Origin of the sequence: Aeromicrobium sp. 636 (assembly GCF_024433585.1) — a bacterium.
GTDB lineage: Bacteria > Actinomycetota > Actinomycetes > Propionibacteriales > Nocardioidaceae > Aeromicrobium > Aeromicrobium senzhongii.
The window spans coordinates 597631-620731 of sequence record NZ_WNJU01000001.1; the positions used below are offsets into that span (position 1 = coordinate 597631).

The 23101-nt window shown below is 70.3% G+C and carries 24 protein-coding genes; 6 read left to right on the forward strand and 18 right to left on the reverse strand.

Going from position 1 to position 23101, the window contains the following annotated elements:
* Window positions 1-2 precede the first annotated feature (2 nt).
* Both GL325_RS02905 and GL325_RS02910 read right to left on the reverse strand, forming a co-directional pair.
* Window positions 3-458, reverse strand: coding sequence for an N-acetyltransferase (locus tag GL325_RS02905; protein ID WP_154595136.1), 456 nt, complete (start codon window positions 456-458; stop codon window positions 3-5).
* Between the two features lie 20 nt (window positions 459-478).
* Window positions 479-1432 carry an NAD(P)-dependent alcohol dehydrogenase gene (locus GL325_RS02910; protein ID WP_187768550.1) on the reverse strand — a complete coding sequence of 318 codons (954 nt, stop codon included), beginning with the start codon at window positions 1430-1432 and terminating at the stop codon, window positions 479-481.
* Window positions 1433-1734: 302 nt separating this feature from the next.
* Here GL325_RS02910 and GL325_RS02915 point away from each other — a divergent pair, with 302 nt between their 5' ends.
* Window positions 1735-2250 carry a DUF1269 domain-containing protein gene (locus GL325_RS02915; RefSeq protein WP_187768551.1) on the forward strand — a complete coding sequence of 172 codons (516 nt, stop codon included), beginning with the start codon at window positions 1735-1737 and terminating at the stop codon, window positions 2248-2250.
* A gap of 71 nt (window positions 2251-2321) precedes the next feature.
* On the opposite strand, the gene GL325_RS02920 is transcribed toward GL325_RS02915, so the two are convergent.
* Both GL325_RS02920 and GL325_RS02925 read right to left on the reverse strand, forming a co-directional pair.
* On the reverse strand, window positions 2322-4751 hold the full coding sequence (locus tag GL325_RS02920) for an immune inhibitor A domain-containing protein (RefSeq protein WP_255955448.1): 2430 nt from the start codon (window positions 4749-4751) through the stop codon (window positions 2322-2324).
* Window positions 4752-4857: 106 nt separating this feature from the next.
* Complete coding sequence (locus GL325_RS02925) at window positions 4858-5676, reverse strand: alpha/beta hydrolase (RefSeq protein ID WP_187768552.1); 819 nt, start codon at window positions 5674-5676, stop codon at window positions 4858-4860.
* A gap of 186 nt (window positions 5677-5862) precedes the next feature.
* On the opposite strand from GL325_RS02925, the gene GL325_RS02930 reads away from it, so the two are divergent.
* The 5 genes from GL325_RS02930 (at window position 5863) to GL325_RS02950 (ending at window position 10371) form a co-directional block, all read left to right on the forward strand.
* Complete coding sequence (locus tag GL325_RS02930) at window positions 5863-6219, forward strand: nuclear transport factor 2 family protein (protein WP_187768553.1); 357 nt, start codon at window positions 5863-5865, stop codon at window positions 6217-6219.
* A gap of 122 nt (window positions 6220-6341) precedes the next feature.
* Window positions 6342-7196 (forward strand): iron uptake transporter permease EfeU, encoded by an 855-nt coding sequence (gene efeU / locus GL325_RS02935; RefSeq protein ID WP_187768554.1) that lies wholly within the window; start codon window positions 6342-6344, stop codon window positions 7194-7196.
* Window positions 7193-8404 carry an iron uptake system protein EfeO gene (gene efeO / locus GL325_RS02940; RefSeq protein WP_187768555.1) on the forward strand — a complete coding sequence of 404 codons (1212 nt, stop codon included), beginning with the start codon at window positions 7193-7195 and terminating at the stop codon, window positions 8402-8404. The genes efeU and efeO overlap by 4 nt, the downstream gene beginning before the upstream one ends.
* The gene (gene efeB, locus GL325_RS02945) at window positions 8401-9642 is read left to right on the forward strand and encodes an iron uptake transporter deferrochelatase/peroxidase subunit (protein WP_187768556.1); all 1242 of its coding nucleotides are present in this window, start codon (window positions 8401-8403) and stop codon (window positions 9640-9642) included. The genes efeO and efeB overlap by 4 nt, the downstream gene beginning before the upstream one ends.
* Before the next feature lie 9 nt (window positions 9643-9651).
* Complete coding sequence (locus GL325_RS02950) at window positions 9652-10371, forward strand: class F sortase (protein WP_187768557.1); 720 nt, start codon at window positions 9652-9654, stop codon at window positions 10369-10371.
* Here the strand turns inward: GL325_RS02950 and nusB are convergent.
* The 14 genes from nusB to GL325_RS03020 are packed head-to-tail and all read right to left on the reverse strand — an operon-like array spanning window position 10295 to window position 23064.
* Window positions 10295-10759: a transcription antitermination factor NusB gene (gene nusB / locus GL325_RS02955; RefSeq protein ID WP_187768558.1), complete on the reverse strand. Its 465-nt coding sequence runs from the start codon at window positions 10757-10759 to the stop codon at window positions 10295-10297. The genes GL325_RS02950 and nusB overlap by 77 nt on opposite strands.
* Entirely contained in the window at window positions 10759-11322 is a 564-nt protein-coding gene (gene efp, locus GL325_RS02960; RefSeq protein WP_154595146.1) for an elongation factor P, read from the reverse strand. Before efp ends, nusB begins: the two co-directional genes overlap by 1 nt.
* The gene (locus GL325_RS02965) at window positions 11322-12395 is read right to left on the reverse strand and encodes a Xaa-Pro peptidase family protein (RefSeq protein ID WP_187411883.1); all 1074 of its coding nucleotides are present in this window, start codon (window positions 12393-12395) and stop codon (window positions 11322-11324) included. The genes efp and GL325_RS02965 overlap by 1 nt, the downstream gene beginning before the upstream one ends.
* Complete coding sequence (gene aroB / locus GL325_RS02970) at window positions 12388-13470, reverse strand: 3-dehydroquinate synthase (RefSeq protein ID WP_187768559.1); 1083 nt, start codon at window positions 13468-13470, stop codon at window positions 12388-12390. Before aroB ends, GL325_RS02965 begins: the two co-directional genes overlap by 8 nt.
* Window positions 13467-13979 carry a shikimate kinase gene (locus GL325_RS02975; RefSeq protein ID WP_187768560.1) on the reverse strand — a complete coding sequence of 171 codons (513 nt, stop codon included), beginning with the start codon at window positions 13977-13979 and terminating at the stop codon, window positions 13467-13469. Before GL325_RS02975 ends, aroB begins: the two co-directional genes overlap by 4 nt.
* Complete coding sequence (aroC, locus tag GL325_RS02980) at window positions 13976-15154, reverse strand: chorismate synthase (protein ID WP_187768561.1); 1179 nt, start codon at window positions 15152-15154, stop codon at window positions 13976-13978. Before aroC ends, GL325_RS02975 begins: the two co-directional genes overlap by 4 nt.
* A 36-nt stretch (window positions 15155-15190) precedes the next feature.
* Window positions 15191-15844, reverse strand: a complete 654-nt coding sequence (locus tag GL325_RS02985; protein WP_255499386.1) for an A24 family peptidase — start codon at window positions 15842-15844, stop codon at window positions 15191-15193.
* 19 nt (window positions 15845-15863) lie between these two features.
* Window positions 15864-16676, reverse strand: a complete 813-nt coding sequence (locus GL325_RS02990; protein WP_154595150.1) for a shikimate dehydrogenase — start codon at window positions 16674-16676, stop codon at window positions 15864-15866.
* The gene (gene mltG / locus GL325_RS02995; protein WP_187768563.1) at window positions 16669-17808 is read right to left on the reverse strand and encodes an endolytic transglycosylase MltG; all 1140 of its coding nucleotides are present in this window, start codon (window positions 17806-17808) and stop codon (window positions 16669-16671) included. The genes GL325_RS02990 and mltG overlap by 8 nt, the downstream gene beginning before the upstream one ends.
* A complete protein-coding gene (gene ruvX, locus GL325_RS03000; protein WP_154595152.1) occupies window positions 17805-18293 on the reverse strand; it encodes a Holliday junction resolvase RuvX in 489 nt (162 codons plus the stop codon). Before ruvX ends, mltG begins: the two co-directional genes overlap by 4 nt.
* On the reverse strand, window positions 18290-20947 hold the full coding sequence (gene alaS / locus GL325_RS03005; protein WP_154595153.1) for an alanine--tRNA ligase: 2658 nt from the start codon (window positions 20945-20947) through the stop codon (window positions 18290-18292). The genes ruvX and alaS overlap by 4 nt, the downstream gene beginning before the upstream one ends.
* Window positions 20947-21222, reverse strand: coding sequence for a DUF6167 family protein (locus tag GL325_RS03010; RefSeq protein ID WP_187768564.1), 276 nt, complete (start codon window positions 21220-21222; stop codon window positions 20947-20949). The genes alaS and GL325_RS03010 overlap by 1 nt, the downstream gene beginning before the upstream one ends.
* Window positions 21219-21692 carry a hypothetical protein gene (locus GL325_RS03015; RefSeq protein WP_187768565.1) on the reverse strand — a complete coding sequence of 158 codons (474 nt, stop codon included), beginning with the start codon at window positions 21690-21692 and terminating at the stop codon, window positions 21219-21221. The genes GL325_RS03010 and GL325_RS03015 overlap by 4 nt, the downstream gene beginning before the upstream one ends.
* Window positions 21693-21702: 10 nt before the next feature.
* Window positions 21703-23064, reverse strand: a complete 1362-nt coding sequence (locus tag GL325_RS03020) for a replication-associated recombination protein A (RefSeq protein ID WP_255955453.1) — start codon at window positions 23062-23064, stop codon at window positions 21703-21705.
* Between the last annotated feature and the right edge of the window lie 37 nt (window positions 23065-23101).

Sequence of the window (23101 nt, forward strand, 5' to 3'; positions counted from 1 at the left end):
CGTCAGGCCCGCGGCCGGCGCAGCACGATCTCGTCGTCCTCCATCTCGCCAGTCTCCACGAACCCGAGCGACCGGTACAGACCGATCGCGGCCTGATTGTCCGGCGACACGGACAGGGCGGCCTCCCGGTACGGGGTACCGGACAGGGACGGCTCCTCGCGCTCCCACAGATCGAGCAGCGCCTGAACGGTCGCTCGACCCAGGCCACGGCGCTGGTGCTCAGAGTCGATGACGAGGCCGCCGATCCAGTGGCTGCCGTCATCGGGGTCCACGGCCCACATCACGTGTCCGACAGTCGCGCCGTCGGCTTCGACGGCGTAGGAGCGCCACAGGTCGCCGTACGCCGACAGGCACAGGTAGTACGTCGAGTCGGCCACCCACTCGCGCTGTCCCGCCGCGGCTCGGACGCGAGCGATGGCGCGCCAGTTGTCTGCGTTGGCGGGAGTCAGGACAACCATGCGCCCATTGTCCCCGGAGCTCACGGCACGACGACGACCTTGCCTCGGGCACGCCCCTCGCCGACGTGGGCCAGGGCGTCCGCGACCTGCTCGAGGGAGAAGACGCGTTCGGTGTGGGTGTTCAGTTCACCGCTTGCCACGAGTGCGCTGATCGGCTCGAAGAACGCGGGTCCCTGCTTGACGGCGAGGACGCCGAGGGAACGGCCGGTGACCGCACCGGCCACGGCGCCGACGGTGAGCACGCCCAGGAGCGTGCCCACCGCGCCGCCCACGCAGCGGTAGGTCCCACCGCGTGAGAGCGCGCGGCGGTACGCCAGCGGAGACCGATGGGCGACCAGATCGAGGACGACGTCGTAGGGCTGGGACGTCCGGGTGAAGTCCTCGTGCTCGTAGTCGATGACCTCGTCGGCGCCCAGCGAGCGCATGAACTCCTGTTTCGACCCGTGGTCGACGGCCGTGACGTGGGCACCGCGCCGCTTCGCGAGCTGGATCGCGAACGAGCCCGACCCGCCTCCGGCTCCGTTGATCAGCACCCGCGCACCGGGTCGCACCTTCTCGGTGCCCTGCCAGGCGATGGCACCGGCCTGCGGGATCGTGGACGCCTCCGCGAAGCCGAGGCCGTCCGGCACCTGGGCCAGCGCGGACTCCGGGGCGACTGCGTACTCGGCGAAGCCGCCCTTGAGCGCCAGGTTGTCGCCGTACACCTGATCCCCGGGCCGGAAGTGGGTCACGCTCTCGCCCACCCGCTCGACGACACCGGCGATGTCCGACCCGAGTGTCCTGCGCGCCGGACGGCGCAGGCCACCGAGCCGCGCATAGATCGGCGAACCCGTGAGGCACTCCCAGTCGCTCAGGTTCACCGATGTCGCCTCGACCCGGACGAGCACCTGGTCGGACGACGGAGACGGCACGGGCACGTCCTGCACCTGGAGCTGCTCCGGTCCGCCGTACCGGTCGTACACCGCAGCTCTCATGCGCGCCATCATCCCCTGCGCGCGAGCATCCCACCAGGAATCGGCCCGAGCTTCGCGATGCGCTCGTCTCTCCCCCAGCTCGGCCAGGGCCAGGGCGCACGCTGGCCGGCTTAACCCCGATCCTGTGGGCGCTGCGGCGGGGAGGCGGCAGCCCATCACCCGACTTACCGTCGAAGGAGGCGGATGGTGTGGCTGACCTCACATCGGCACGGCGCTCCTCCGTCGATCTCATCGGCCGAGCAGCCGCCCGGTCGACATCTCGAGGTGGTCCAACAGACGTCCACCGCCCATGGGGGCCCAGCATGTCAGAGCACAACTACACCCTGTTCGTCGCGACGTACGACGACACCGCATCCGCAGCCGACGACTTCGAGGCGATCAAGGACACCGACGACCTGGTCGTGGCCGGCGTCGTGCTGTCGCGCGACGCGTCGGGGCAGACGAAGGTCGAGGAACACGGCGGCCGTGTGGTCGCCGCGGGCACCACCGTCGGCGCCGTCGGCGGCCTCGTGGTCGGGCTCTTCGCGCCGCACCTGCTGCTGTCCGGCGTGATCGGTGCCGCCATCGGCGCCGGCGCGGGCGCCATCGCGAAGCGACATGAGGAGAAGAAGATCGGCGTGGACGCCGAGGAATGGCTGCCGCCGGGCTCCTCGGCGTTGGTGGCCGTCGTCGACGACCTCTACCTGGACCGCGTCGACAAGGCGATCAAGAAGGCGGCCAAGAAGATCGACAAGGCCATCGACAAGGGCGACTACGACGCCGTCGTGAAGGCCGTGAACGAGGGTGACGAGAAGATCTTCGAAGCCGTCACGCACTGACGGACGCGGAACGACCGGTGCCGGGGGTGAAAGCCCCCGGCACCGGCCGTCTCCTCAGTGATCTGTGCGGGTCACTGCACCCGGATCCGCATCGAGGTGCCGTACTGCTCGAGCACCCGGATCTTCACCCCCGCTCCGGCGACCTTCACACCCGTGCGCGGCTGACCCGCGTCCGCGAACGGCTTGAAGTACCGGTTCGGGTCGGAGTCGTCGAACAGCGGCTTGGCCGCCGCTCCACGGATGTAGCTCCGGCGACCGTCGGCCGTCAGGTAGAACGAGTCCGACTTCTCCAGACCGAACGGTGCGTCGTACGTCTGGATCCGTCCGCGCCACGGCTGACCCTGCAGGTTGTAGAGCACCTGCGGGTTGGCGTCCACCGGCAGCACCAGGCCCGCACCGGGGTGCTGGCTGGTGTTGTTGTCGGTGTACGACGCGTCCCAGTAGTTCACCAGCAGGCCGTTCTGGTACGGGAACTTCTCCGCGAAGTTCGGCCGGTCCGGGAACCCGAAGTGGTACGGCCCGGTCCGCAGGTACTTGTCGTAGGACACGTACGCGCGGTTGCTCGCGAGGTAGAACTGGTCGGTGGCGGCAGTGATGCTGGCGCCCACCGACCTGAACCCGTCGAGCGTCCACCCGTTGGGTGAGGTCTCGGCGCCGTCGGAGAAGACGACCGTGCCACCGGCGGTGACCCGGATGTCGTCCACGAACAGACCCGACCAGCCCAGATCGGGATCCTGACCCTGCACCGCACCGTCCGTCCGGTACCGAGCCCGGAAGCCGATGGTCTGGCCGGCATAGGGCGCCAGGTCGTAGGACACGGAGGCGTAACCGTTGCTGACACCGTCGATCGCGACCTCGTCGGCATCGGCCTCGGCATCAGCGTCGATGGCTGCCGTGGGCAGCTGGACCCAGTTCCCGCTTCCGGCGGGAGCCTCGACCTCGAACCACGCGTAGTCGTAGTCCTCCTCGATGTTGAACTGCGTCCGCAGGCTCAACGTCGCGCCACCGGCCGGCACCGCGATGTCGGCACGGGACATGGAGGACTCGTAGTCGTCGCCCTGACCGGACCACCACTGCCTGCTGCCCTGCGGCGGCGTGGGCAACGGCGTGACGGTCTGCTTGTCCGGCAGCACGACGGCGACACCCTGGGCGTCCTCGGAGTTGTACTCGTGCGGGCCGAGGTCGATCGTCCGGGTCTGGCCGGCGACCACCGTCTCGTAGTCGAGCCACCCCAGTTGCAGCTTGTCCCAGACGCCCAGGTCCGCGGCACGGGTGCCGAGCCCCTGGTCGCCCGTGTCGGACACGCGGCTCTGTGCCATCAGCGTCCACCAGTTCACCGGGTTGTCACCCGACGCCGAGGTGTCGTAGTGGTCGGGCAGACCGAGGTCGTGACCGTACTCGTGAGCGACGACCGACAGGCCGCCGTTCTCGGGCTGGATCGTGTAGTCCGCGACCCAGAGGCCGGTGTCGCCGATCTGCGCGCCGCCGTCGAGGTTGCCCTCGGGGCCGAACACGCCGTCACCGTTCTGGAACGCCTTCCAGCGGTGACTCCAGATGGCGTCCTCGCCGTAGATCGGGTCACTGTCGGCCTGGTCGCCGCCGGAGTGGATGATCTGGAAGCGGTCGATGTAGCCGTCGGGCTCATCGAAGTTGCCGTCACCGTCGAAGTCGTAGCGGTCGCGGATGTCGTACTGCGCCACCGTCCGGCGGATCTGCGCGTCGGTCCTGCCCGCCGCCTTCTGGTCGGCGACCCATTGGGTCATGCCGTCCGAGACCAGGTTCCAGGTGTTGCTGCACACGTTGGATCCGCACGGGTAGCCGTCACTGCGGCCGTAGCGCGCCTGGTTGTAGGGCACCCGCGTGAAGTTGGTGACCATGCCCTCGACGCTGTACCGACCCGACGACTGACGCTCGTAGTACGTCTTGAGCGACTCGACGCCGTCACCCTCTCCGAAGTAGAGGTTCTTGAAGTAGTTCTTCGTGTAGTTCTTGCGCCACTGGGTCCGGTTGTCGTCCGGGCCCGGCTTCGGGATCTCGTTGAACCGAGGTCCGTCGAAGCGGCTCGGTCCGACGATGCTCGGCGCGGTGTCGCGGTCGGGGAAGTTCGGATGACGCTGGTCACCGAACTCCACCAGCAGGACGAAGACCTTGTCGGTGCGCTCGTTGGAGAGCTCGACGTACTGGTCCTGCGTCTCGTCCGCGGTGGCCTGGCGCCGGGCGTTCGGGCTGGCGGCCGCTGGCTCGCGCCCGACCTTCAGCACCTCGTTGCCCTTGATCGTCTGGGGAGTCGCCTCCCCGCTGAGCACCTTGGCCCAGGCCTCCTGCCGCAGTGCGACCTGCTTCTCTGCCTTCGGGTTGGGCAGAACGTGGGCGGGGGTGGCCCCCTGTGGTTCTCCTCCGGGGCCTGTGGGCCCGGCAGGTGCGGCCGAAGCCGTCGGGACGGCGATCAGGCCGGCTCCCGCCATCAAAGCCAGGCTGACCCCGGCATGCGTGATTCTCACGTGGACATTCCTTTCGAGAGAAAGGGGAATCCGGCCGGGGGGCGTCGCGGCTCTCCTGTGTGATTTACGACATTAAGCCTCCGGAGCGCACTTGGACAGTCGGAGGTCACGCACGGGCGGCACTGGTGCGCAACGCCCACTCGAGGGCCCGGTCGGCGACCGGCTCCCAGCCGGGCGCCGCGCACGTCCAGTGATCACGGCCCTCGAGCTCGATGTACGCGGTGACGGCCGGTGACCGGCGGTAGCGACGCGCGTTCGATCGGTTCACCGCGGGCGGCATGATGTGGTCGCTCCCCCCGGCGATGAACAGCAGCGGCGCCCGATCCGCCGAGTAGTCCACCCACGTCTCCTGGTGACCGGGCTTGAAGTTCGCGATCAGCCCGTACTCCCAGATCCAGTGGCCCGGAGCGGGGATGTGGAACGTGTCCCACACCTCGCGCGACTGCTCTTCGGTCAGGGTGTTGGTGAAGGCGTAGTGGAACTGCTCGGGCGTGAAGCCGAAGGCGCGCTTGCGGGTGGCCGGGTGGCTCAGCGCCGGCAGGAGGGCCTTCACCTGCGACGGCGGGCTGACGCGTACGCCCTCCGTCGGCGCGGAGTTGATGGCCACACCCGCCGCCCCGAGGCCGCGCGCCAGCAGCAGCTGCGTCAGGGTGCCACCGAAGGAGTGACCCATGATGATCGGCGGCTCGTCGAGCCGGCCGATCACCTCGGCCAGGTGATCGACGGTCTCCGGCACCGTCAGGTCCGCGATGATCTGAGGAGCCTGGCGCAGGGCCTCGACCTCGATCTCCAATCCGGGATAGGCGGGAGTCAGGACGCGTAGGCCCTGGCTCTCGTAGTAGGTCTTCCAGTGGTCCCAACTGCGGGGGGTCATCCACAGCCCGTGGACCAGGACGACGGTGGCGGGGTGGTGGAGGTCGTTCATGGCGGGCCCTTCGGCGGCGCGGGTGAAGCGGGGCTCGTGATCGAGCCGGGAGGACCGCAGCCCCGGGATACCCGGTGACCTCTTCTGGTGTCCGCGTCATTGCGCACACCGGCGTCTGATCGTGACTCTAGTGCGGGGCCTGCGGAGTGCGCCATGGTCCGGACCCGGAAACGCTAGTTTGGCGCCATGAGCGCCGAAGAGCTGCTGACCCGCCTGTGTCGGGCCATCGACACGGAGGCCTGGTCCGACCTCGAGCCGCTGCTGCACGAGGACTTCGCGTGTCGCTACGTGCACACCGGCGAGACCTTCGATCGTCAGGGCTGGATCCGGCTGAACGCGGAATACCCGGGATTCGACCACCTGACCATCGAGGACGTCGTCGCCTCCGGCGACCGGGCGGTCGCCCGGTGCCACGTGACGGGCCGCCGCGACGGCGAGCTGGCGCACTTCGAGGTGGCGACGTTCATCACCGCACGCGGTGACCGGGTCAGCGAGATGACCGAGGTCTGGACGGAGGTCGACCAAGCACCTCCGGCTCGCTGACCGTGCGGTGTCCGGACGACGAAGTGAGCACCTGCGGAGGTCCCGTCAGTGGTTCCGCGCAACCCCCGAGCTGATGTACGTTTGCTGAGGCTCGCCTAACTTCGGCGTCCGACGGGGGGATCATGCTCGGCACGTTCCTGATCGGCCTGCGCGAGGGCCTCGAGGCCTCCCTCGTGGTCGGCATCCTCATCGCCTACGTCCGCAAGATCGGTCGCGACGACGTCGTGCCCCGGATCTGGGCCGGCGTGGTGATCGCGGTCGCCCTCTCCCTGGGGCTGGGCGCCCTGTTGACGTTCGGCACCTACGGGCTGACGTTCGAGGCGCAGGAGATCATCGGGGGCACCCTGTCGATCCTGGCCGTCGCGCTGGTCACCTGGATGATCTTCTGGATGGCGCGCACGGCCCGAGGGCTCAAGCGCGAGCTCGAGCACCAGATCGACGCGCGGCTCGACGGGCCCGGCTGGGGACTCGTGGCCGTCGGCTTCGTCGCGGTCGCCCGCGAAGGACTCGAGACGGCCCTGTTCCTGTGGAGCGCCGTCCGCTCGAGCGGCGACGCTCCCCTGGCCTGGGTCGGCGCGGTACTCGGACTGCTGACCGCCGTCTGCATCGGTTGGCTCATCTACCGGGGCATCGTGCGGATCAACCTCGCCACGTTCTTCACCTGGACCGGCGCCCTGCTGATCGTCGTCGCAGCGGGCATCCTGGCGTACGGCATCCACGACCTGCAGGAGGCCGGCGTCCTGCCCGGACCGTGGACCCAGGGCGCCTCCGCGTGGGCGTTCCAGCTGAGCGACACCATCGACCCGTCGGGTCTGCCCGCCGCTCTGCTCAAGGGCACGATCGGCTTCTCCCCCGACATGACCAAGCTCGAACTCGCCGCGTGGGCGACCTACGTGGCGGTCGTCGGCGCCGCGTACGCGCGCGTCGTCCGCAAGCCGAGGCAGCCCGCCACCACCACCGAAGGAACCCGTGCATGAATCGTCGTCCCCGCTGCGCCGTGCTGGCCGTCGCCCTGACGGGCGCGCTCGCCCTGAGCGCCTGCGTGAAGAACTCCGAGTCGTCCGACGACGCCATCAAGGTCACGAGCACCGCCGACGGCTGTGAGGTCTCGGCGACGAAGGCCGACAGCGGCACCATCACCTTCGACGTCACCAACGAGGGCGACAAGGTCACCGAGTTCTACCTGCTCGACAGCGACAAGCTGCGGATCATCGGTGAGGTCGAGAACATCGCGCCGGGCGCCTCGCGCGGCCTCACGGTCCAGGCCCAGCCCGGCGACTACTTCACCGAGTGCAAGCCCGGCATGGTCGGCGATGGCGTCGGCAACGCGAAGTTCACCGTCAGCGGCGACGACGTCGTGATCGACCAGGACGACCAGCGAGCCATCGACGCGGCCGTCGCCTCGTACACCGCCTACACGAAGGACCAGGTCGGCGAGCTCGTGGCGAACGTCGAGGACTTCGTCGCGGCGTACACCTCCGGTGACGACGACACGGCCCGCCGACTCTTCCCGATCACCCGGATCAACTACGAGCGCATCGAGCCCACGGCCGAGCAGTTCGGCGACCTCGACCCCAAGATCGACTACCGCAAGCCCGGCGCCGAGGCCGAGAACCTGCCGTTCACCGGGTTCCACCGCATCGAGATGGACCTGTGGCTCGACGAGGCGAGGAAGAACTACCCCGACGAGAAGATCACCGCGCTCGACACCGCCGGCCGCAAGGAGCTCGGGGCGCAACTGGTCAACGACATCCAGGCGCTCTACGACAAGGTGCACTCCCCCGAGTTCGTGCTGACGATCGGCGACATCACCAACGGGGCCATCGGCCTGTTGGACGAGGTCGCCGCCCCCGACGGCAAGCTCCCCGGTGAGGAGGACGAGTTCAGCCACACCGACCTGTACGACTTCCACGCGAACGTCGAGGGCGCCCAGGTCGCCTACACCTCGGTGCGTGAGATCGCCGTGGGCAAGGGCGCCGAGGGCAAGCAGCTGGTCAGCGACCTCGACCGTCAGTTCGCGGCCATGTTCGCCCTGCTGAAGACCCACGGCGACTACGAGAAGGGCTTCGTCTCGTACGACACGGTCGAGCAGCCCCAGCGCAACGAGCTCGGTGCCCAGCTCAACGCCCTGAGCGAGCCCCTGTCGCAGCTGACCCACACGGTCCTGGGCGTCTCGAAGTCATGACCGGCGATCGGTGGTCGCGTCGATCGGCCCTCGGGCTGATCGGAGCAGCAGGTGCCGTCGGCGTCACGGGCGGCTTCGCAGCCGGTGTGGCCCGTGACGACGACGCCGCGGCGCCGCAGGAGTCCGTCGTCCCGTTCCACGGCCGGCACCAGGCCGGGATCACGACGCGGGTCCAGCAGCACCTGTACTTCGCGTCCTTCGACATGACCTCCACGGCCACCCGCGAGGACCTGAAGTCGCTGCTGGCCGACTGGACCGACGCCGCCGCGCGCCTGACGCAGGGCCGCGAGGTCTCGCCGGAGGGCGCCACCGGCGGCGGTCCGTACAAGCCGCCGGACGACACCGGCGAGGCGCTGGGCCTCGAGGCCAACGCGCTGACCCTCACCTTCGGCTTCGGCCCCACCCTGTTCGCGGCGAACCGGTTCGGCCTCGAGAGCAAGCGCCCGAAGGAGCTCGTCGACCTGCCGTCCTTCGCGTTCGACCTCCTCGAGGACCGGTTCAGTGGTGGCGACCTGTGCATCCAGGCCTGCGCCGACGACCCCCAGGTCGCGGTGCACGCGATCCGCAACCTCTCGCGGATCGCCTTCGGCCGGGCGCAGGTGCGCTGGACCCAACTGGGCTACGGGCGCACCTCCACCACCTCGAAGTCCCAGTCGACGCCGCGCAACCTCTTCGGCTTCAAGGACGGCACGGCCAACGTCTTCAGCAACGACGACGCCGACCTCGGGAGGTGGGTCTGGGACGACGGCTCGGACCAGGCCTGGATGAACGGCGGCACGTTCCTGGTCGCGCGCAAGATCCAGATGCTGATCGAGTCGTGGGATCGCGTCCGACTGGAGGAGCAGGAGGCCATCGTCGGCCGCGACAAGGCACGAGGCGCCCCGCTGTCGGGCGGCTCGGAGTTCACCGAGCCCGATTTCGACGTGGTGTCCACGGCCGCGCGCGGCCCGGCGATCCCGGCGGACTCGCACGTCCGGCTGGCCCACCCCGAACGGAACGGCGGCGCGCGGATGCTGCGGCGGGGCTACAACTTCGTCGAGGGGAACAACGATCTGGGCCAGCTCAACGCCGGGCTGTTCTTCCTCGCGTTCGTCCGCTCACCGGAGCAGTTCATCGGCGTGCAGCGGTCCCTGGCGCAGGACGCGCTCAACGAGTACATCCGCCACGTCGGGTCGGCGATCTTCGCGGTTCCGGGAGGCATCCGCACCGGGGAGTCGGTGGGCAGCGGCCTCTTCTAGGCTGATCGGGTGGCTCCGAAGACACGCCGACGGCTCGCACTGACCCTCGCCGCCGCGCTCGTCGCGGTGGCTGCGGCGGCCGTGGGTGTCGCCGCGCTCCAACGTTCCGACGACTTCGAGGCCGGACCCCAGCCCACCCTGCCGACGTTCCCGTCGCGGCCGCCGACGACTCCCGAGCCGGATCCGTGCCTCGGCGGCGCCGATCGTGCGTTCGTGCCCGAGACGATCTCGGTCGAGGGCAAGGAGTACTCCGTCCTGGCCCTGCAGCGCGACGCCCAGAACGTGCCCGGGGTGCCGCCGCTGACACAGTCGGGGAAGTGGGAGTTCGGCTGGGACGTCGCACCGAGCCCACTGCCGGGCTCGAAGCAGGGACACGTCCTGGTGAACGCGCACACCTACCCCGACGGATCGGCGCTGGGCAACCTCTTGTTCGACCAGCTGTCCAACGGCACGATCCTGCAGGTTCGCGGCGAGGGCCAGGTCCAGTGCTACAGCGTCGAGCGCCGGTTCGAGGTCCGCGCCGACAGCCGCGACAGCGGCTACGAGAACGACGACGGGCCGCGCCGGCTGGCCATCCTGGCCTGCTCGGGCGACCGCTCGCCGTCGGGCGACTGGTCGCACCGCACCATCTGGTTCGCCAAAGCGGTGAACGCTACTCCGTCGGCTCCGTCGGCTCCGTCGGCTCCGTCGGCTCCGAGGGCTCCGACGGCGGCACCGGCTTCGTCTTGACCTGGGAGACCTTCGACAGCAGTCCGTTCACGAAGCGCGGCGACTCGTCCGTGGACAGCTCCTTCGCCAGCTCGACGGCCTCACTGATCGCCACCGCGTCGGGCACGTCGTCGAGGTACTTGATCTCGTACACCGCGATCCGCAGCAGGTTGCGGTCGACGGCCGGCATGCGATCGAGCGTCCAGCCGACGGAGTACTCCGCCAGCAGGGCGTCGATCTCGCCGATGTGCGCGGCCACGCCCTCGACGAGCGAGACCGTGTAAGGGTTGACCGGCGGGTCGTTGACCTCCAGCCGGTCGGCCAGGGTGCCGTCGGCCGACAGACCGCGGGACTCGGACTCGAAGAGGATGTCCAAGGCCCGCTTGCGGTACTTGGTGCGTGCTCCCATCAGGCCTTCACACGACCGAGGTAGCTGCCGTCGCGGGTGTCGACCTTGATCTTCTCGCCGGAGTCGATGAACAGCGGGACCTGGATCTCCTTGCCCGTCTCGAGACGCGCGGGCTTGGTGCCGCCGCTGGAGCGGTCGCCCTGCAGGCCCGGGTCGGTGTGCTCGATGACGAGCTCGACCGAGGCGGGCAGCTCGACGTAGAGGACGCGGCCCTCGTTCGTGGCGACGACGGCGTCCTGGTTCTCGAGCAGGTAGTCGACGGTGGAGCCCATGATCTCGGGCGTGACCTCGATCTGGTCGAACGTCGCGGTGTCCATGAAGACGTAGTTCGTGCCGTCGTTGTACAGGTACTGCATGTCGCGCTTGTCGACGCTGGCCGTCTCGACCTTGGTGCCGGCGTTGAAGGTACGGTCCAGCGTCTTGCCGGACTCGACGTCCTTGAGCTTGGTCCGGACGAAGGCCGGGCCCTTGCCGGGCTTGACGTGCTGGAACTCGATGACGGCGAGCAGCCGTCCGTCGATCTTGAGCACCATGCCGTTCTTGAGGTCGTTCGTGGTTGCCATCAGTCGATCTCCAGAAGTTCGGTGGTCATGTCGGTGAGCACATCCGGCTCACCGCCATGATCGGGGTCGGTGACGAGGACCGTGTCCTCGATGCGCACGCCCCCTCGACCCGGAAGATAGATCCCCGGTTCCATCGTCAGGACGGTGCGGCTGGCAAGTCTACCGGGGTGCGCCGCGGCGATGAACGGGTCCTCGTGGATCTGCAGTCCGACGCCGTGTCCGAGGCCCGTCGTGAAGGCGTCCAGCCAGCCCGCGCGCTCGAGGGAGCCGCGCGCGGCGGTGTTGGACTCGGCCACCGGGACGCCGGGACGGAGCCGGTCGAGGCCTGCCGCCTGCGACTCGCGCACGGCGGCGTGGATCTCGCGCTGCCAGTCGGCGGCAGGGCCGATGACCACCGTGCGGGTGCAGTCGGCGTGATAGCCGTCGACCCGGGCACCGAAGTCGATCTTGACCAGGTCGCCGGCGCGCAGCTGGCGGTCGGTGGGCTGGTGGTGCGGGATCGCCGAGTTCTCGCCGGAGGCCAGGATCGTGTCGAACGCCCGGTCCTCGGCGCCCAGCTCGAGCATCCGCCATTCCAGGTCTCGGGCCACCTCGCGCTCGGTACGCCCGGCCAGCGGTCCGATCAGCAGCGCCTCCAGAGCGGAGCACGAGATCTCGCAGGCCCGGCGCAGCGCGGCGATCTCGGAGTCGTCCTTGATCTCGCGCAGCCGCTCGACGAGCCGTCCCGAGGCCTCGGGGCGGCCCAGCTTCTCCCACGAGTCGACGTCGATCAGGTGCGTCTCGGCCACGAGGTCGGCCGGCGCACGTCCTGCTGCGACGCCGATGAGGTCGCGGGTGACGACGATCTCGACGTCGCCCAGACCCGCGGCGCCGAGCTCGGCGGCCGCCTGGTCGCGGTAGCGCCCGTCGGTCAGGAAGACCGGATCGTGCTCGGTCGGGACCAGCAGCGCGCCGTTCGATCCGGTGAAGCCGGTCAGGTACCGCAGGTTCACCAGGTCCGACACGAACATCGCGCCGTGACCGCTCTCGGCCACCAGCCCTCGCAGTCGCGCGAGGCGGGAGTCGTCAGCCACGGACGGCGTCCCAGCAGTCGCGCAGGACCGACTCGTCGGGCCCGGCCAGGATCGTCGGGCCGGCGAGCCCTTCGAGCACCACGAAGCGCAGCTGGTCGCCGCGGGTCTTCTTGTCCAGCCGCATGCCGCTGAGCAGCTCCTCGAACGTCGCTCCGTCGTAGCTCGTCGGCAGACCCACGAGCTCCAGCGTGGCACGATGACGCGCCAGCAGCGCGTCGTCGATCATGCCGCTGCGGTGCGCCAGCTCGGCGACGAACACCATGCCGATGCTGATCGCCTCTCCGTGGCGGAGCGTGTACTTCTCGTGTCGCTCGATCGCGTGCCCGAGGGTGTGGCCGTAGTTGAGCGCCTCGCGGCCGATGGACCCGTCGGCGCCCGTCTCGCGCAGGTCGCCGGCCACGGTGCGGGCCTTGACCGCGATGCCCCGCGTGACCAGATCGGCGAGCAGGTCGTCGGTCGGGTCGAGCGCACGCTCGGGGGCGGCCTCGACGTCGGTCAGGATCGTGGGGTCGGCGATGAAGCCGCACTTGACGACCTCGGCCAGTCCTCCGCGCAGCTCGCGGACCGGCAGGTCCACCAGGGTGCTGAGATCGCACAGCACGCCGATCGGCTCGTGGAAGGCGCCCACCAGGTTCTTGCCGGCGGCGATGTTGATCCCCGTCTTGCCCCCGACGGCGGCGTCGACCATGCCCAGCACGGTGGTGGGCACGGTGACGAAACGGACGCCGCGCAGCCAGCTGGCGGCGACGAACCCGGCGAGGTCGGTCGTGGCCCCTCCCCCGACGCCGATCACCAGATCGGAGCGGGTGAAGCCGTGCATCCCCAGCTGGTCCCAGCAGTGGGCGAGGAACTCGACCGTCTTGGCCTGCTCGCCGTCGGGAGCCTCGATCAGCAACACCTCGCGACCGGGCAGGTGCAGGGCGAGGCCCTCGGCGACGCCACGGACCGGTGCGGCGTGGATGATCGCGACGCGCAGCGCGTCGTCGGGGACGAGCGTCCCGAGCTCGGCCAGGACGTGGTGGCCGACGACGACCTCGTACGGCTCGGCCGTCCGGACGGCGACGCGGCGCGTCATCGGCCCAACTCGGCCAGGACGCGGTCGACGACCTCGTCGGGCGTGAGGTCGTTCGTGTCGACGGTGAACGTCGCGACCTCGTTGTACAGCGGACGGCGGGCGTCCATGAGCGCCTTGAGCTGGCCCCGCACGTTGCCCAGCAGCAGCGGGCGACCCGAGTTCATGCCGACGCGGGCGGCCGCGCGGGCCAGGCCGACGTCGAGGTGCGCGACCGTGTGGTCGGCCAGCAGCGCGCGGGTGCCGTCGTCCATCACGGCGCCGCCGCCCAGCGCCAGCACGCCCGCGTGGGAGCGCAGCGCCTCGGCGACGGCGGCCGCCTCCAACTCGCGGAAGACCGGCTCGCCACGGCCGACGAAGATGTCCTGGACGCTCTCGCCCTCGGCGGCCTCGACGTCCTGGTCGGTGTCGCGGACCTCGACCCCGAGCCGCTCGGCCAGCAGCTCGGCGACCGTGGTCTTGCCGGCCCCGGGTGGGCCGACGACCACGACGACGGGACGGCTCGTGGTCACCGGTAGCTCAGGTTCTCGAGGTAGGTGCGGACGTTGCGCGCGGTCTCGCCGACCGAGTCGCCGCCGAACTTCTCCAGCAGGGCGTCGGCCACGACGAGCGCGACCATCGCCTCGGCCACGATGCCGGCGGCGGGGACGGCGCAGACGTCGGAGCGCTGGTGGTGCGCCCGGGTCTCCTCGCCGGTCTGGACGTCGATCGTGCGCAGCGCGCGCGGGACCGTGGCGATCGGCTTCATCGCCGCGCGGACGCGCAGCAGCTCGCCGGTGGTCATGCCGCCCTCGGTGCCGCCGGCGCGGCCCGAGACGCGCCGGATGCCGTCGGGCGTGGGGACGATCTCGTCGTGCGCCAGCGAGCCGCGGGTGCGCGCCAGCTCGAAGCCGTCGCCGAGCTCGACTCCCTTGATGGCCTGGATGCCCATCAACGCGGCGGCCAGGCGGCTGTCGAGGCGACGGTCCCACTGCGTGTGCGAGCCCAGACCCGGCGGGAGGCCCTCGACGATGACCTCGACGACGCCGCCGAGCGTGTCGCCGTCCTTGTGCGCGGCGTCGACCTCGGCCACCATCGCGGTCGACGTCTCGGGATCGAAGCAGCGCAGCGGGTCGGCGTCGAGACGCTCGACGTCGCGGTGGCGCGGCAGCAGACCGGCGGGGGCCTTGACGGTGCCCAGCTCGACGACGTGGCTGACGATCGTGGCGCCCGTCGTCTGGGCGATGAACTGCGCCGCGATCTCGCCCAGGGCGACGCGGGCGGCGGTCTCGCGGGCGCTGGCGCGCTCGAGGATCGGCCGGGCCTCGTCGAAGTCGAACTTCTGCATGCCGGCGAGATCGGCGTGACCGGGTCGCGGACGGGTCAGCGGCGCGTTGCGCTTGAGACCGGCGAGCGTCTCGGGGTCGACGGGATCGGCCGCCATGACCTGCTCCCACTTGGGCCACTCGCTGTTGCCGATGCGCATCGCGATGGGGCTGCCGAGCGTGCGGCCGTGGCGGATGCCGCCGATGATCTCGAGCTCATCGGCCTCGAACGCCATGCGGGCGCCGCGGCCGTAGCCGAGGCGACGGCGCGCCAGGGCGGCCTGGATCTCCTTGCTGGTCACCTCGACCCCGGCCGGCAGGCCATCGAGGGTGGCGACAAGGGCGGGGCCGTGTGACTCTCCGGCGGTCAACCAACGAAGCATGCGGCGATTGTCTCAGACCCGCCCCGCCCCCATCTGTCAGACCCAGAGTGCGGCGAACGCACCGAGCAGCAGGTAGGGACCGAACGCGATCGGCGTCTTCGTGCCGAGCCGGCCACGGACGAGCACCAGGCCCACCACCGCACCGATCACCATGCCGAAGAACACCCCGTAGAACGTGGCCATGACGCCCAGCGGGCCCAGCGCCGTGCCGACCACGGCGGAGAGCCGCACGTCGCCGTAGCCCATCGGCCCGATGAGGCCCATGACGAAGTAGAAGCCGAACACGGCGAGGTTGCCCAGCAGCGCGTGCAGCAGCACCGAGGCGTCCCGCATCACCAGCGCGCTGACGCCGACGAGCAGCCAGGTCACGACGTACAGCGGCGCGACGATCAGGTACGGCAGCAGGTGCACCTTCCAGTCGACCCACGCCAGGACGGGCGTGGCCGCAGCGATCGGGATCCACACCGGCAGCAACTTCGGCTCGGTGATCGTGGCGGCGGCGATCGCGGCGAGCAGGGCCGCGGCCAACGCGAGCCACAGGCCCAACCTCGGGGTGGAGCCCAGGACCGCGTACGCGATCTTCTCGGGCATGTCCGGCTCGGGCTCGGCGGTCGGCTCCGGCAGGCGGGCCAGCAGGCGCGGAGAGACCCCGCCCAGCAGACCGGCGAGCACGATGGCGACGATCGTCATGACGGGCACGAGGTGCACCCTAACGGCTGGCGAGCGCCTCCATGGCCGCTGTCACCAAGACGTCCGGTTGGACCGCCTCGCCGGTCATGAGCTCGATCTGCAGCACAGCCTGGTGGGCCAGCAGGTCGAGGCCGCTCACGAGCGGCCGGCCCTCGGACTGCGCCGACGCCATCAGCCCGGTGGGCCACGGGTCGTAGACGACGTCGAACACCGCGTCCGCCGTGCCCACGAAGGTGTGCTCGTGCCCCGCGATCGCCGCGCCGGGCACCGTCGAGACCAGCAGGTCGACGGACTCGGTCACGTCGACGTGGAACGGGACGACCGACACGGCCAGCCCCAGCTGCTCGATCGCCGCGGCCGTGCGAGCCGCCCGCGCCTGGTCGCGTACGCGCAACTCGACCTCGCGTGCGCCGAGCCGCAAGGCGGCCAGGGCCATGGACGCCGCGGTCGCGCCGGCGCCGAGGATGCGCACCGTCGAGAGCGACTCCACGCCGACGTCGCGCAGGGCGTTGACCGCGCCGGGGACATCGGTGTTGACCGCGGACCAGCCACCGTCGATCGCGACGAGCGTGTTGGCCACCCCGAGGGCCTCGACCTCCCGGTCGCGCCGAGCGGCGAGTGCGGCCGCCTCGCGCTTGAGCGGGGCCGTGACCGAGTAGCCCCGCCATCCCTCACGATGCTCGGAGACGAACTCGGTGAGCTCGCCCGCCTGCACGTCGAACGCGCCGTAGCTCCAGTCCAGGCCGAGCAGCCGGTAGGCCGCCCGGTGCATCGCCGGCGACAGCGAATGGGCGATGGGCGAGCCGACGACGGCGCACCTCACCTCAGCCACCGCACGAACCGGCGCCGTACTCTGCCTGACAGTCACGCGTGTGCTTGCCGAAGTCCTCGTTGTAGATGACCGAGCCGTCCTTCGTGGCGAAGAAGTACAGCCACGGACCCTGGGCGGGGTTGAGCGCCGCCTGGATCGAGGCCTCGCCGGGCGAGCCGATCGGTCCCGGGGGCAGGCCCGCGTGCTGGTAGGTGTTGTAGAGCGACGGGTTGGCGCGCTCCTCGGCCGTCGTCCAGACATCGCCCTTGCGCTCGCTGACGTACGAGACCGTCGAGTCCAGCTGCAGCGGCATGCCCTGCTCGATGCGGTTGTAGAGGACCCGCGCGATCTTGGCGTAGTCCTCGTCCTTCTGACCCTCGTACTCCAGGATGCTGGCGACCGTGAGGACCTCCTCGCCCGACAGGCCCAGCGCGGGGGCGCGCGAGCCGATGTCGAGGTCCTTGGCCACCTTCAGCGTCTGCTTGACCATGCGCGACAGCACGGCCTTGGCATCATCACCGGGCTCGACGAAGTACGTCTCGGGGTACAGGTAGCCCTCGGGGTTGCCGTTCGCGTAGTCCGGCAGGCCGATCGTGGCGGGATCGTCGAGCGCGGCCTCGAGGTCCTCGGCCTTCAGCTCGGTGTTCTTGGAGATGATCTCGACGATCTGCCCGACCCGGGCGCCCTCGGGGACCGTGAACTTGGCCTGGATGCGGGCGGAGGGGTCGACCAGCACGGTCAGCGCGGCCTCGGCCGACATCTGCTTGCGGAGCCGGTAGGTCCCCGGCTGGACCTGCTGGGCGCGGCTGTCGCTGAGACTGAGTTGGTAGAACGCCTCGGAGGACTTGACCACGTCGTCCTTGGCCAGGATCCGGGCGATGTCGATGCCGCTGGCTCCCGAGGGGATGGTCACCTCGACGGTGCCCGTGCCCGAGCCGGAGTAGTCGTCGGCGCCGCCCATGCGATCCATGACCTTCGTGACGACGACGTAGCCGCCGACGAGGATCGCGGCCACCGCGATGAGCGCGATGATGTTCTTCAGGCCCGACTTCTTCTTCGCGGGCGGCTCGGCCTTGCGCCGCGAACCGGGTCGGGAGGGCCGGGGCTCCTCCGGTCCGGTCAGCATCGTCAGACCGCCGTCGCCACCACTCATCCGTCGTTCCCTTCAGTCACGGCGACCACCTCGCCGGAGGCGGTCCCCCGCGTCTTCTCGGCGTCGATCGCCGACTGCAGAATCACCACGGCAGCCGCCTGATCGATGACCGCACGAGACGACTTCGTCGTCCGTCCGCTCGCGTGCAGCTGGGCCTGGCCCGCCACGGTCGAGAGACGTTCATCGACCAACCGTACCGAAACGCCCGGCATCGCTGCATGGACCGCCGCCGCGAGGGTGTCGGCGAACGCCCTCACCTTGACGGCGGCAGGACCTTCGCGACCCGACATCCCGAGCGGCAGGCCGACGACGACCTCGAGCACCTCGTACTCCTGCGCCAGGGCCACGAGACGAGCGATCGACTGCGGTCCGGCGGGCACCGTCTCGACCGGCGTGGCGATCATCCCGTCGGGGTCGCACGACGCGACCCCGATCCGGGCATCCCCCACGTCGACGCCGAGCCGGCGTCCTCGGCGCCAGGTCATCCGCGCAGGGCCTCCCGGACCGCGCCGAACGCGGGCTCGATGCCACCGAGGTCCGTGCCGCCGCCCTGGGCGACGTCGGCCTTGCCGCCGCCGCGTCCGCCGATGTGCTGGCCCACGACCGTGATCAGCTGCTGCGCCGAGAGGCCACGGTCGACCGCCTGCGGGTTGAGGGCCACGACGGCCGACGGCTTGTCACCGGCGGTGCCGACGACCACGACGACCGCGGGGCGGTCCTGCAGGCGACCACGGATGTCGAGTGCGAGCTGACGCACGTCACCGCCGCCGACGCCCTCGGCACGGTGACCGACGAACGCGACACCGTCGACGTCCACCGCGGCCGCGGCGATGTCGCCGGCCGCACCCTGCAACTGAGCGCTCTTGATCTTCTCGAGCTCCTTCTCGGTCGCCTTCAGGCGCGAGACGAGGTCGTTGACCTTCGCGGGCACGTCGTCGGGCTTGGCCTTGAGCATCTCGGTCAGCTGCGAGACCAGGTCGCGCTCACGGGCGAGGTACTCGAAGCCCTCGATGCCGACGAACGCCTCGACGCGGCGGTGGCCGGCGCCGACGGACGTGTCGGACGTCAGGACGACGGTGCCGATCTGGCTCGAGCGCTCGACGTGGGTGCCGCCGCACAGCTCGCGCGACCAGGGGCCGCCGATCTCGATGACGCGCACCTGCTCGCCGTAGGTCTCGCCGAACAGCGCCAGGGCACCGAACTCCTTGGCCTCGGGCAGGCTCATCCAGTGCTGCGAGACCTGCAGGTCCTCGCGCAGCGCCCGGTTCGAGACGTGCTCGACCTGGTGCAGCTGCTCGGGATCGAGCGCGCCGCCCCAGCCGAAGTCGAGGCGCAGGTAGCCCGGACGGTTGTACGAGCCGGACTGCAGCGCCGTCGGGCCGAGCACCTCGCGCAGCGCCGCGTGCACGACGTGCGTGCCCGAGTGCGCCTGACGGGCACCGAGGCGCCAGTCGTGGTCGACCTCGGCGGACAGGTCGGCGCCCGTGGTCAGCTCGCCGGACTGGACCCGGACCTGGTGGACGACCAGGCCGCGGATGGGCCGCTGGACGTCGAGGACCTCGGCCTGGCCGCCGTCCCAGCGCAGCATGCCGGCGTCGGCGTTCTGGCCGCCGGACTCGGCGTAGAAGCCCGTGCGGTCCAGGACGACCTCGCCGACCTGTCCCTCGGACAGGACGGGGACCTGCGCGCCGCCGGACAGCAGCGCCAGCACCTTGGACTCGGTGATGAGGTTCGTGTAGGCCAGCCAGTCCGTCGGCCCGAAGGCGTCGATCGTCTGGCGGTAGATCGTCGTGTCGGCGTGGACGCCCTTCTTGGCCTTCGCGTCGGCCTTGGCGCGGGCCCGCTGCTCGGCCATGAGCGCCCGGAAGCCCTCCTGGTCGACCGACAGGCCCTGCTCCTGCGCCATCTCCAGCGTCAGGTCGATCGGGAAGCCGTAGGTGTCGTGCAGCGCGAACGCCTGGTCGCCGCTGAGCACCGTGCCGCCGGACTTCTTGGTCTCGCCCGCAGCGACGTCGAAGATCTGCGTGCCCTTGCCCAGGGTCTGGCGGAACGCCTCCTCCTCGGCGTAGGCGATCTGGCTGATTCGGGCGAAGTCGGTCTCCAGCTCGGGGTACGACGCCTTCATGCGATCGAGGCTGACCGGCAGCAGCTCGGGCAACGCGGGGTCGTCGTAGCCCAGCAGGCGCATCGAGCGGACCGCGCGGCGCAGCAGGCGGCGCAGCACGTAGCCGCGCGACTCGTTGCCCGGCGTGACGCCGTCGCCGATCAGCATCAGGCTGCTGCGGACGTGGTCGGCGATGACACGGAAGCGCACGTCGTCGTCGTGGTCGGCCCCGTAGGCCCGGCCGCTGAGCTCGGCGGCCTTGGCGATCACGGGGTAGACCTCGTCGATCTCGTACATGTTCTCCTTGCCCTGCAGGAGGTACGCGACGCGCTCGAGGCCCATGCCCGTGTCGATGTTCTGCTGCGGCAGGGGTCCCACCACGTCGAACTTGTCCTTCGCGGTGACGTTGGTGATCTCCTCCTGCATGAAGACCAGGTTCCAGATCTCCAGGAACCGGTCCTCGTCGGCCTCGGGTCCGCCGTCGGGGCCGTACTGCGGGCCGCGGTCGACGTAGATCTCCGAGCAGGGGCCGCCCGGTCCCTCGACGCCCATGTGCCAGTAGTTGTCCAGCAGGCCGCGGTTCTGGATGCGCTCGTCGGGCAGCCCGGCGACCTTCTTCCACAGCTCGCGCGACTCGGTGTCGGTGTGCAGGACCGTGACCCAGATCTTGTCGGGGTCGAAGCCCAGGCCGCCGTCGTCGACCGAGTTGGTGATGAGCTCCCAGGCGTGCCGGATCGCACCTTCCTTGAAGTAGTCACCGAAGCTGAAGTTGCCGTTCATCTGGAAGAACGTGCCGTGGCGGGTGGTCTTGCCGACCTCCTCGATGTCGAGGGTGCGCACGCACTTCTGCACGCTCGTGGCACGGTCGAACGGGGGCGTCTCCTGGCCGAGGAAGTACGGCTTGAACGGGACCATGCCGGCGTTGACGAACAGCAGGTTCGGGTCGTCGAACAGCAGCGGGGCCGAGGGCACGACCGTGTGGCCGGCGTTCTCGAAGTGGGACAGGAATCGGCGCCGGATCTCAGCGGTCTCCATCAGGGAAGTTCCTTCGGTTCAGAGGTTTCGGTGGGCTCGGGCAGGGCGAGCCGGAGTTCGGGATCGGAGGCCAGCAGGTGCGTGCGCAGCTGGTGTTCCTTGGAGTTCATGCCCTCGTTCATCTCGGCCCGGAAGGCACGCACCCCCGAGCCGAGCGCCGCGGCCTGGTCGATCAGACCGGGCATCGACAAGCGGTAGGCGGCACGTCGGGCCTTGACGCTGGAGTAGACACCGGCGGCGGCACCGGCGACGAACCAGACGACGCGGGCGCTCATGAGCCCACCCAGTCTCGTCCGCCGGCGGGCGGCGGACCGTTGGTGGCGCGGGCGGCCGCGCGCGCGGCACGTTGACGCGCTCGTTTGCGGGCCCGGTACTCACGACGCATGAGCCCCAGGATCCGGTCACGGCTCTCGGGGCGCAGCGCGTGCGCCAGCCCGGCGGCCACGATGTTGAGCCGCACGGCGGGCCGGGTCATGGTGGCCGCGACGACCTGGTCCTGGGTCGGCTGGACGATCACGCGGCCCTCGACGACCCGGACGACCTCGGCCGACGGCGCCTCCTCGATCTGCGCCACCGGCTCCGGCACGGGAGCCGGCTCGGTCACGACCAGGGCGGCTCGGTCCTCGCGGGCCTCGCGATTCACGGCCTTGATCTGGCGCAGGGCGCGCACGGTGACGACGGCAGCGACGACCGCGACGACGGCCAGCACGGCCGTGACGACGAGGATCACCCACTGCACGGACATGGGAACGAGGTTACCGGTCCCGGACGATTGCGCGGATTCGGGCGAGTCGCTCGGCGATCGCCCCTTCGGCCCCGTGCGGTCCCGGCTCGTAGTAGTCCGAGCCGTCGACGTCGTCGGGCGCGTACTGCTGCGGCACCACGCCCCGGGTGTCGTCATGGGGGTACACGTAGTCGTGACCGTGGCCCAGCTTCTTGGCCCCGGCGTAATGGGCGTCGCGCAGCGCCGGCGGCACCGCGCCGACCTTGCCGGCACGGACGTCGGCCATCGCGGCGTCGATCGCGCGGATGACGGCGTTCGACTTCGGCGCCGTCGCGAGGTGGATGACCGCCTGCGCGAGGGGGATGCGCGCCTCGGGGAAGCCGATCATCGCGACCGCCTGCGCCGTGGCCGTGGCCATCGGCAGCGCCGTCGGGTCGGCCATGCCGATGTCCTCGCTGGCGTGGATCATCAGCCGGCGGGCGATGAAGCGCGGGTCCTCCCCCGCCTCGATCATTCGCGCCAAGTAGTGCAGCGCCGCGTCGACGTCGGAGCCGCGGATCGACTTGATGAACGCGCTGGTGACGTCGTAGTGCTGGTCGCCCTGCCGGTCGTACCGCACGGCGGCCTTGTCGACGGCCAGTGCCGCGTCGTCGAGGGTGATCTCGGGGTGGCCCTGATCGGTGGCGGCTCCGGCGGCCGCCTCGAGGTAGGTCAGACCCCGGCGGCCGTCGCCACCGGCGAGCCGCACGAGGTGGTCTCGCGCGTCGTCGGCGATCGTGAGTTTTCCGCCGAACCCCCGCTCGTCGGTCATGGCCCGGTCGAGCAGGACGGCGATGTCGTCGTCGGTCAGGGGCTGGAGCGTGAGCAGCAGCGAGCGGCTCAGCAGCGGCGAGATCACGCTGAAGTGCGGGTTCTCGGTGGTCGCCGCGACGAGGCTGACCCACCGGTTCTCGACGCCGGGCAGCAGTGCGTCCTGCTGGGCCTTGCTGAAGCGGTGGACCTCATCGACGAAGAGCACCGTCTCCTTGCCGCGCGACAGCGCCTGGCGCGCGCCCGCGATGACCTCACGGACCTCCTTGACGCCCGCGCTGACCGCCGACACCTCGACGAAGCGCCGGTCGGTCTGGTGGCTGATCAGGCTCGCGAGCGTCGTCTTGCCGGTGCCGGGCGGGCCCCACAGCAGCACGGTCAGCGGGGCGTTGCCCTCGATCATCCGGCGCAACGGCGAGCCCGGCGCCAGCAGGTGCTGCTGCCCCACCAGCTCGTCGAGCGACTGCGGCCGCATCCGCACCGCGAGGGGTGCGCTGGAGTGGACGTTCCCTGCGAGGGACCCGCTCGAGTCGCGCCGGGGACCTCCGGTCGTCTCCGGTAGGTCAAAGAGTCCGTCGGTCACTGTACGAGCCTACTGGCGTCCGTCAGGGAGAATGGGC

What these genes read in the sequence shown, in the direction of transcription:
- GL325_RS02930 (WP_187768553.1), top strand. Translation starts at nt 5,863, where the DNA reads ATGAGCGCCGAAGAGCTGCTGACCCGCCTGTGTCGGGCCATCGACACG.
- mltG (WP_187768563.1), bottom strand. Translation starts at nt 17,808, where the DNA reads ATGAGTGGTGGCGACGGCGGTCTGACGATGCTGACCGGACCGGAGGAG.
- efeO (WP_187768555.1), top strand. Translation starts at nt 7,193, where the DNA reads ATGAATCGTCGTCCCCGCTGCGCCGTGCTGGCCGTCGCCCTGACGGGC.
- ruvX (WP_154595152.1), bottom strand. Translation starts at nt 18,293, where the DNA reads ATGACCTGGCGCCGAGGACGCCGGCTCGGCGTCGACGTGGGGGATGCC.
- GL325_RS02905 (WP_154595136.1), bottom strand. Translation starts at nt 458, where the DNA reads ATGGTTGTCCTGACTCCCGCCAACGCAGACAACTGGCGCGCCATCGCT.
- GL325_RS02985 (WP_255499386.1), bottom strand. Translation starts at nt 15,844, where the DNA reads ATGACGATCGTCGCCATCGTGCTCGCCGGTCTGCTGGGCGGGGTCTCT.
- efeU (WP_187768554.1), top strand. Translation starts at nt 6,342, where the DNA reads ATGCTCGGCACGTTCCTGATCGGCCTGCGCGAGGGCCTCGAGGCCTCC.
- nusB (WP_187768558.1), bottom strand. Translation starts at nt 10,759, where the DNA reads ATGGGAGCACGCACCAAGTACCGCAAGCGGGCCTTGGACATCCTCTTC.
- GL325_RS03015 (WP_187768565.1), bottom strand. Translation starts at nt 21,692, where the DNA reads ATGTCCGTGCAGTGGGTGATCCTCGTCGTCACGGCCGTGCTGGCCGTC.
- GL325_RS02915 (WP_187768551.1), top strand. Translation starts at nt 1,735, where the DNA reads ATGTCAGAGCACAACTACACCCTGTTCGTCGCGACGTACGACGACACC.
- efeB (WP_187768556.1), top strand. Translation starts at nt 8,401, where the DNA reads ATGACCGGCGATCGGTGGTCGCGTCGATCGGCCCTCGGGCTGATCGGA.
- GL325_RS03010 (WP_187768564.1), bottom strand. Translation starts at nt 21,222, where the DNA reads ATGAGCGCCCGCGTCGTCTGGTTCGTCGCCGGTGCCGCCGCCGGTGTC.
- aroB (WP_187768559.1), bottom strand. Translation starts at nt 13,470, where the DNA reads ATGACGCGCCGCGTCGCCGTCCGGACGGCCGAGCCGTACGAGGTCGTC.
- GL325_RS02925 (WP_187768552.1), bottom strand. Translation starts at nt 5,676, where the DNA reads ATGAACGACCTCCACCACCCCGCCACCGTCGTCCTGGTCCACGGGCTG.
- aroC (WP_187768561.1), bottom strand. Translation starts at nt 15,154, where the DNA reads ATGCTTCGTTGGTTGACCGCCGGAGAGTCACACGGCCCCGCCCTTGTC.
- alaS (WP_154595153.1), bottom strand. Translation starts at nt 20,947, where the DNA reads ATGGAGACCGCTGAGATCCGGCGCCGATTCCTGTCCCACTTCGAGAAC.
- efp (WP_154595146.1), bottom strand. Translation starts at nt 11,322, where the DNA reads ATGGCAACCACGAACGACCTCAAGAACGGCATGGTGCTCAAGATCGAC.
- GL325_RS02910 (WP_187768550.1), bottom strand. Translation starts at nt 1,432, where the DNA reads ATGAGAGCTGCGGTGTACGACCGGTACGGCGGACCGGAGCAGCTCCAG.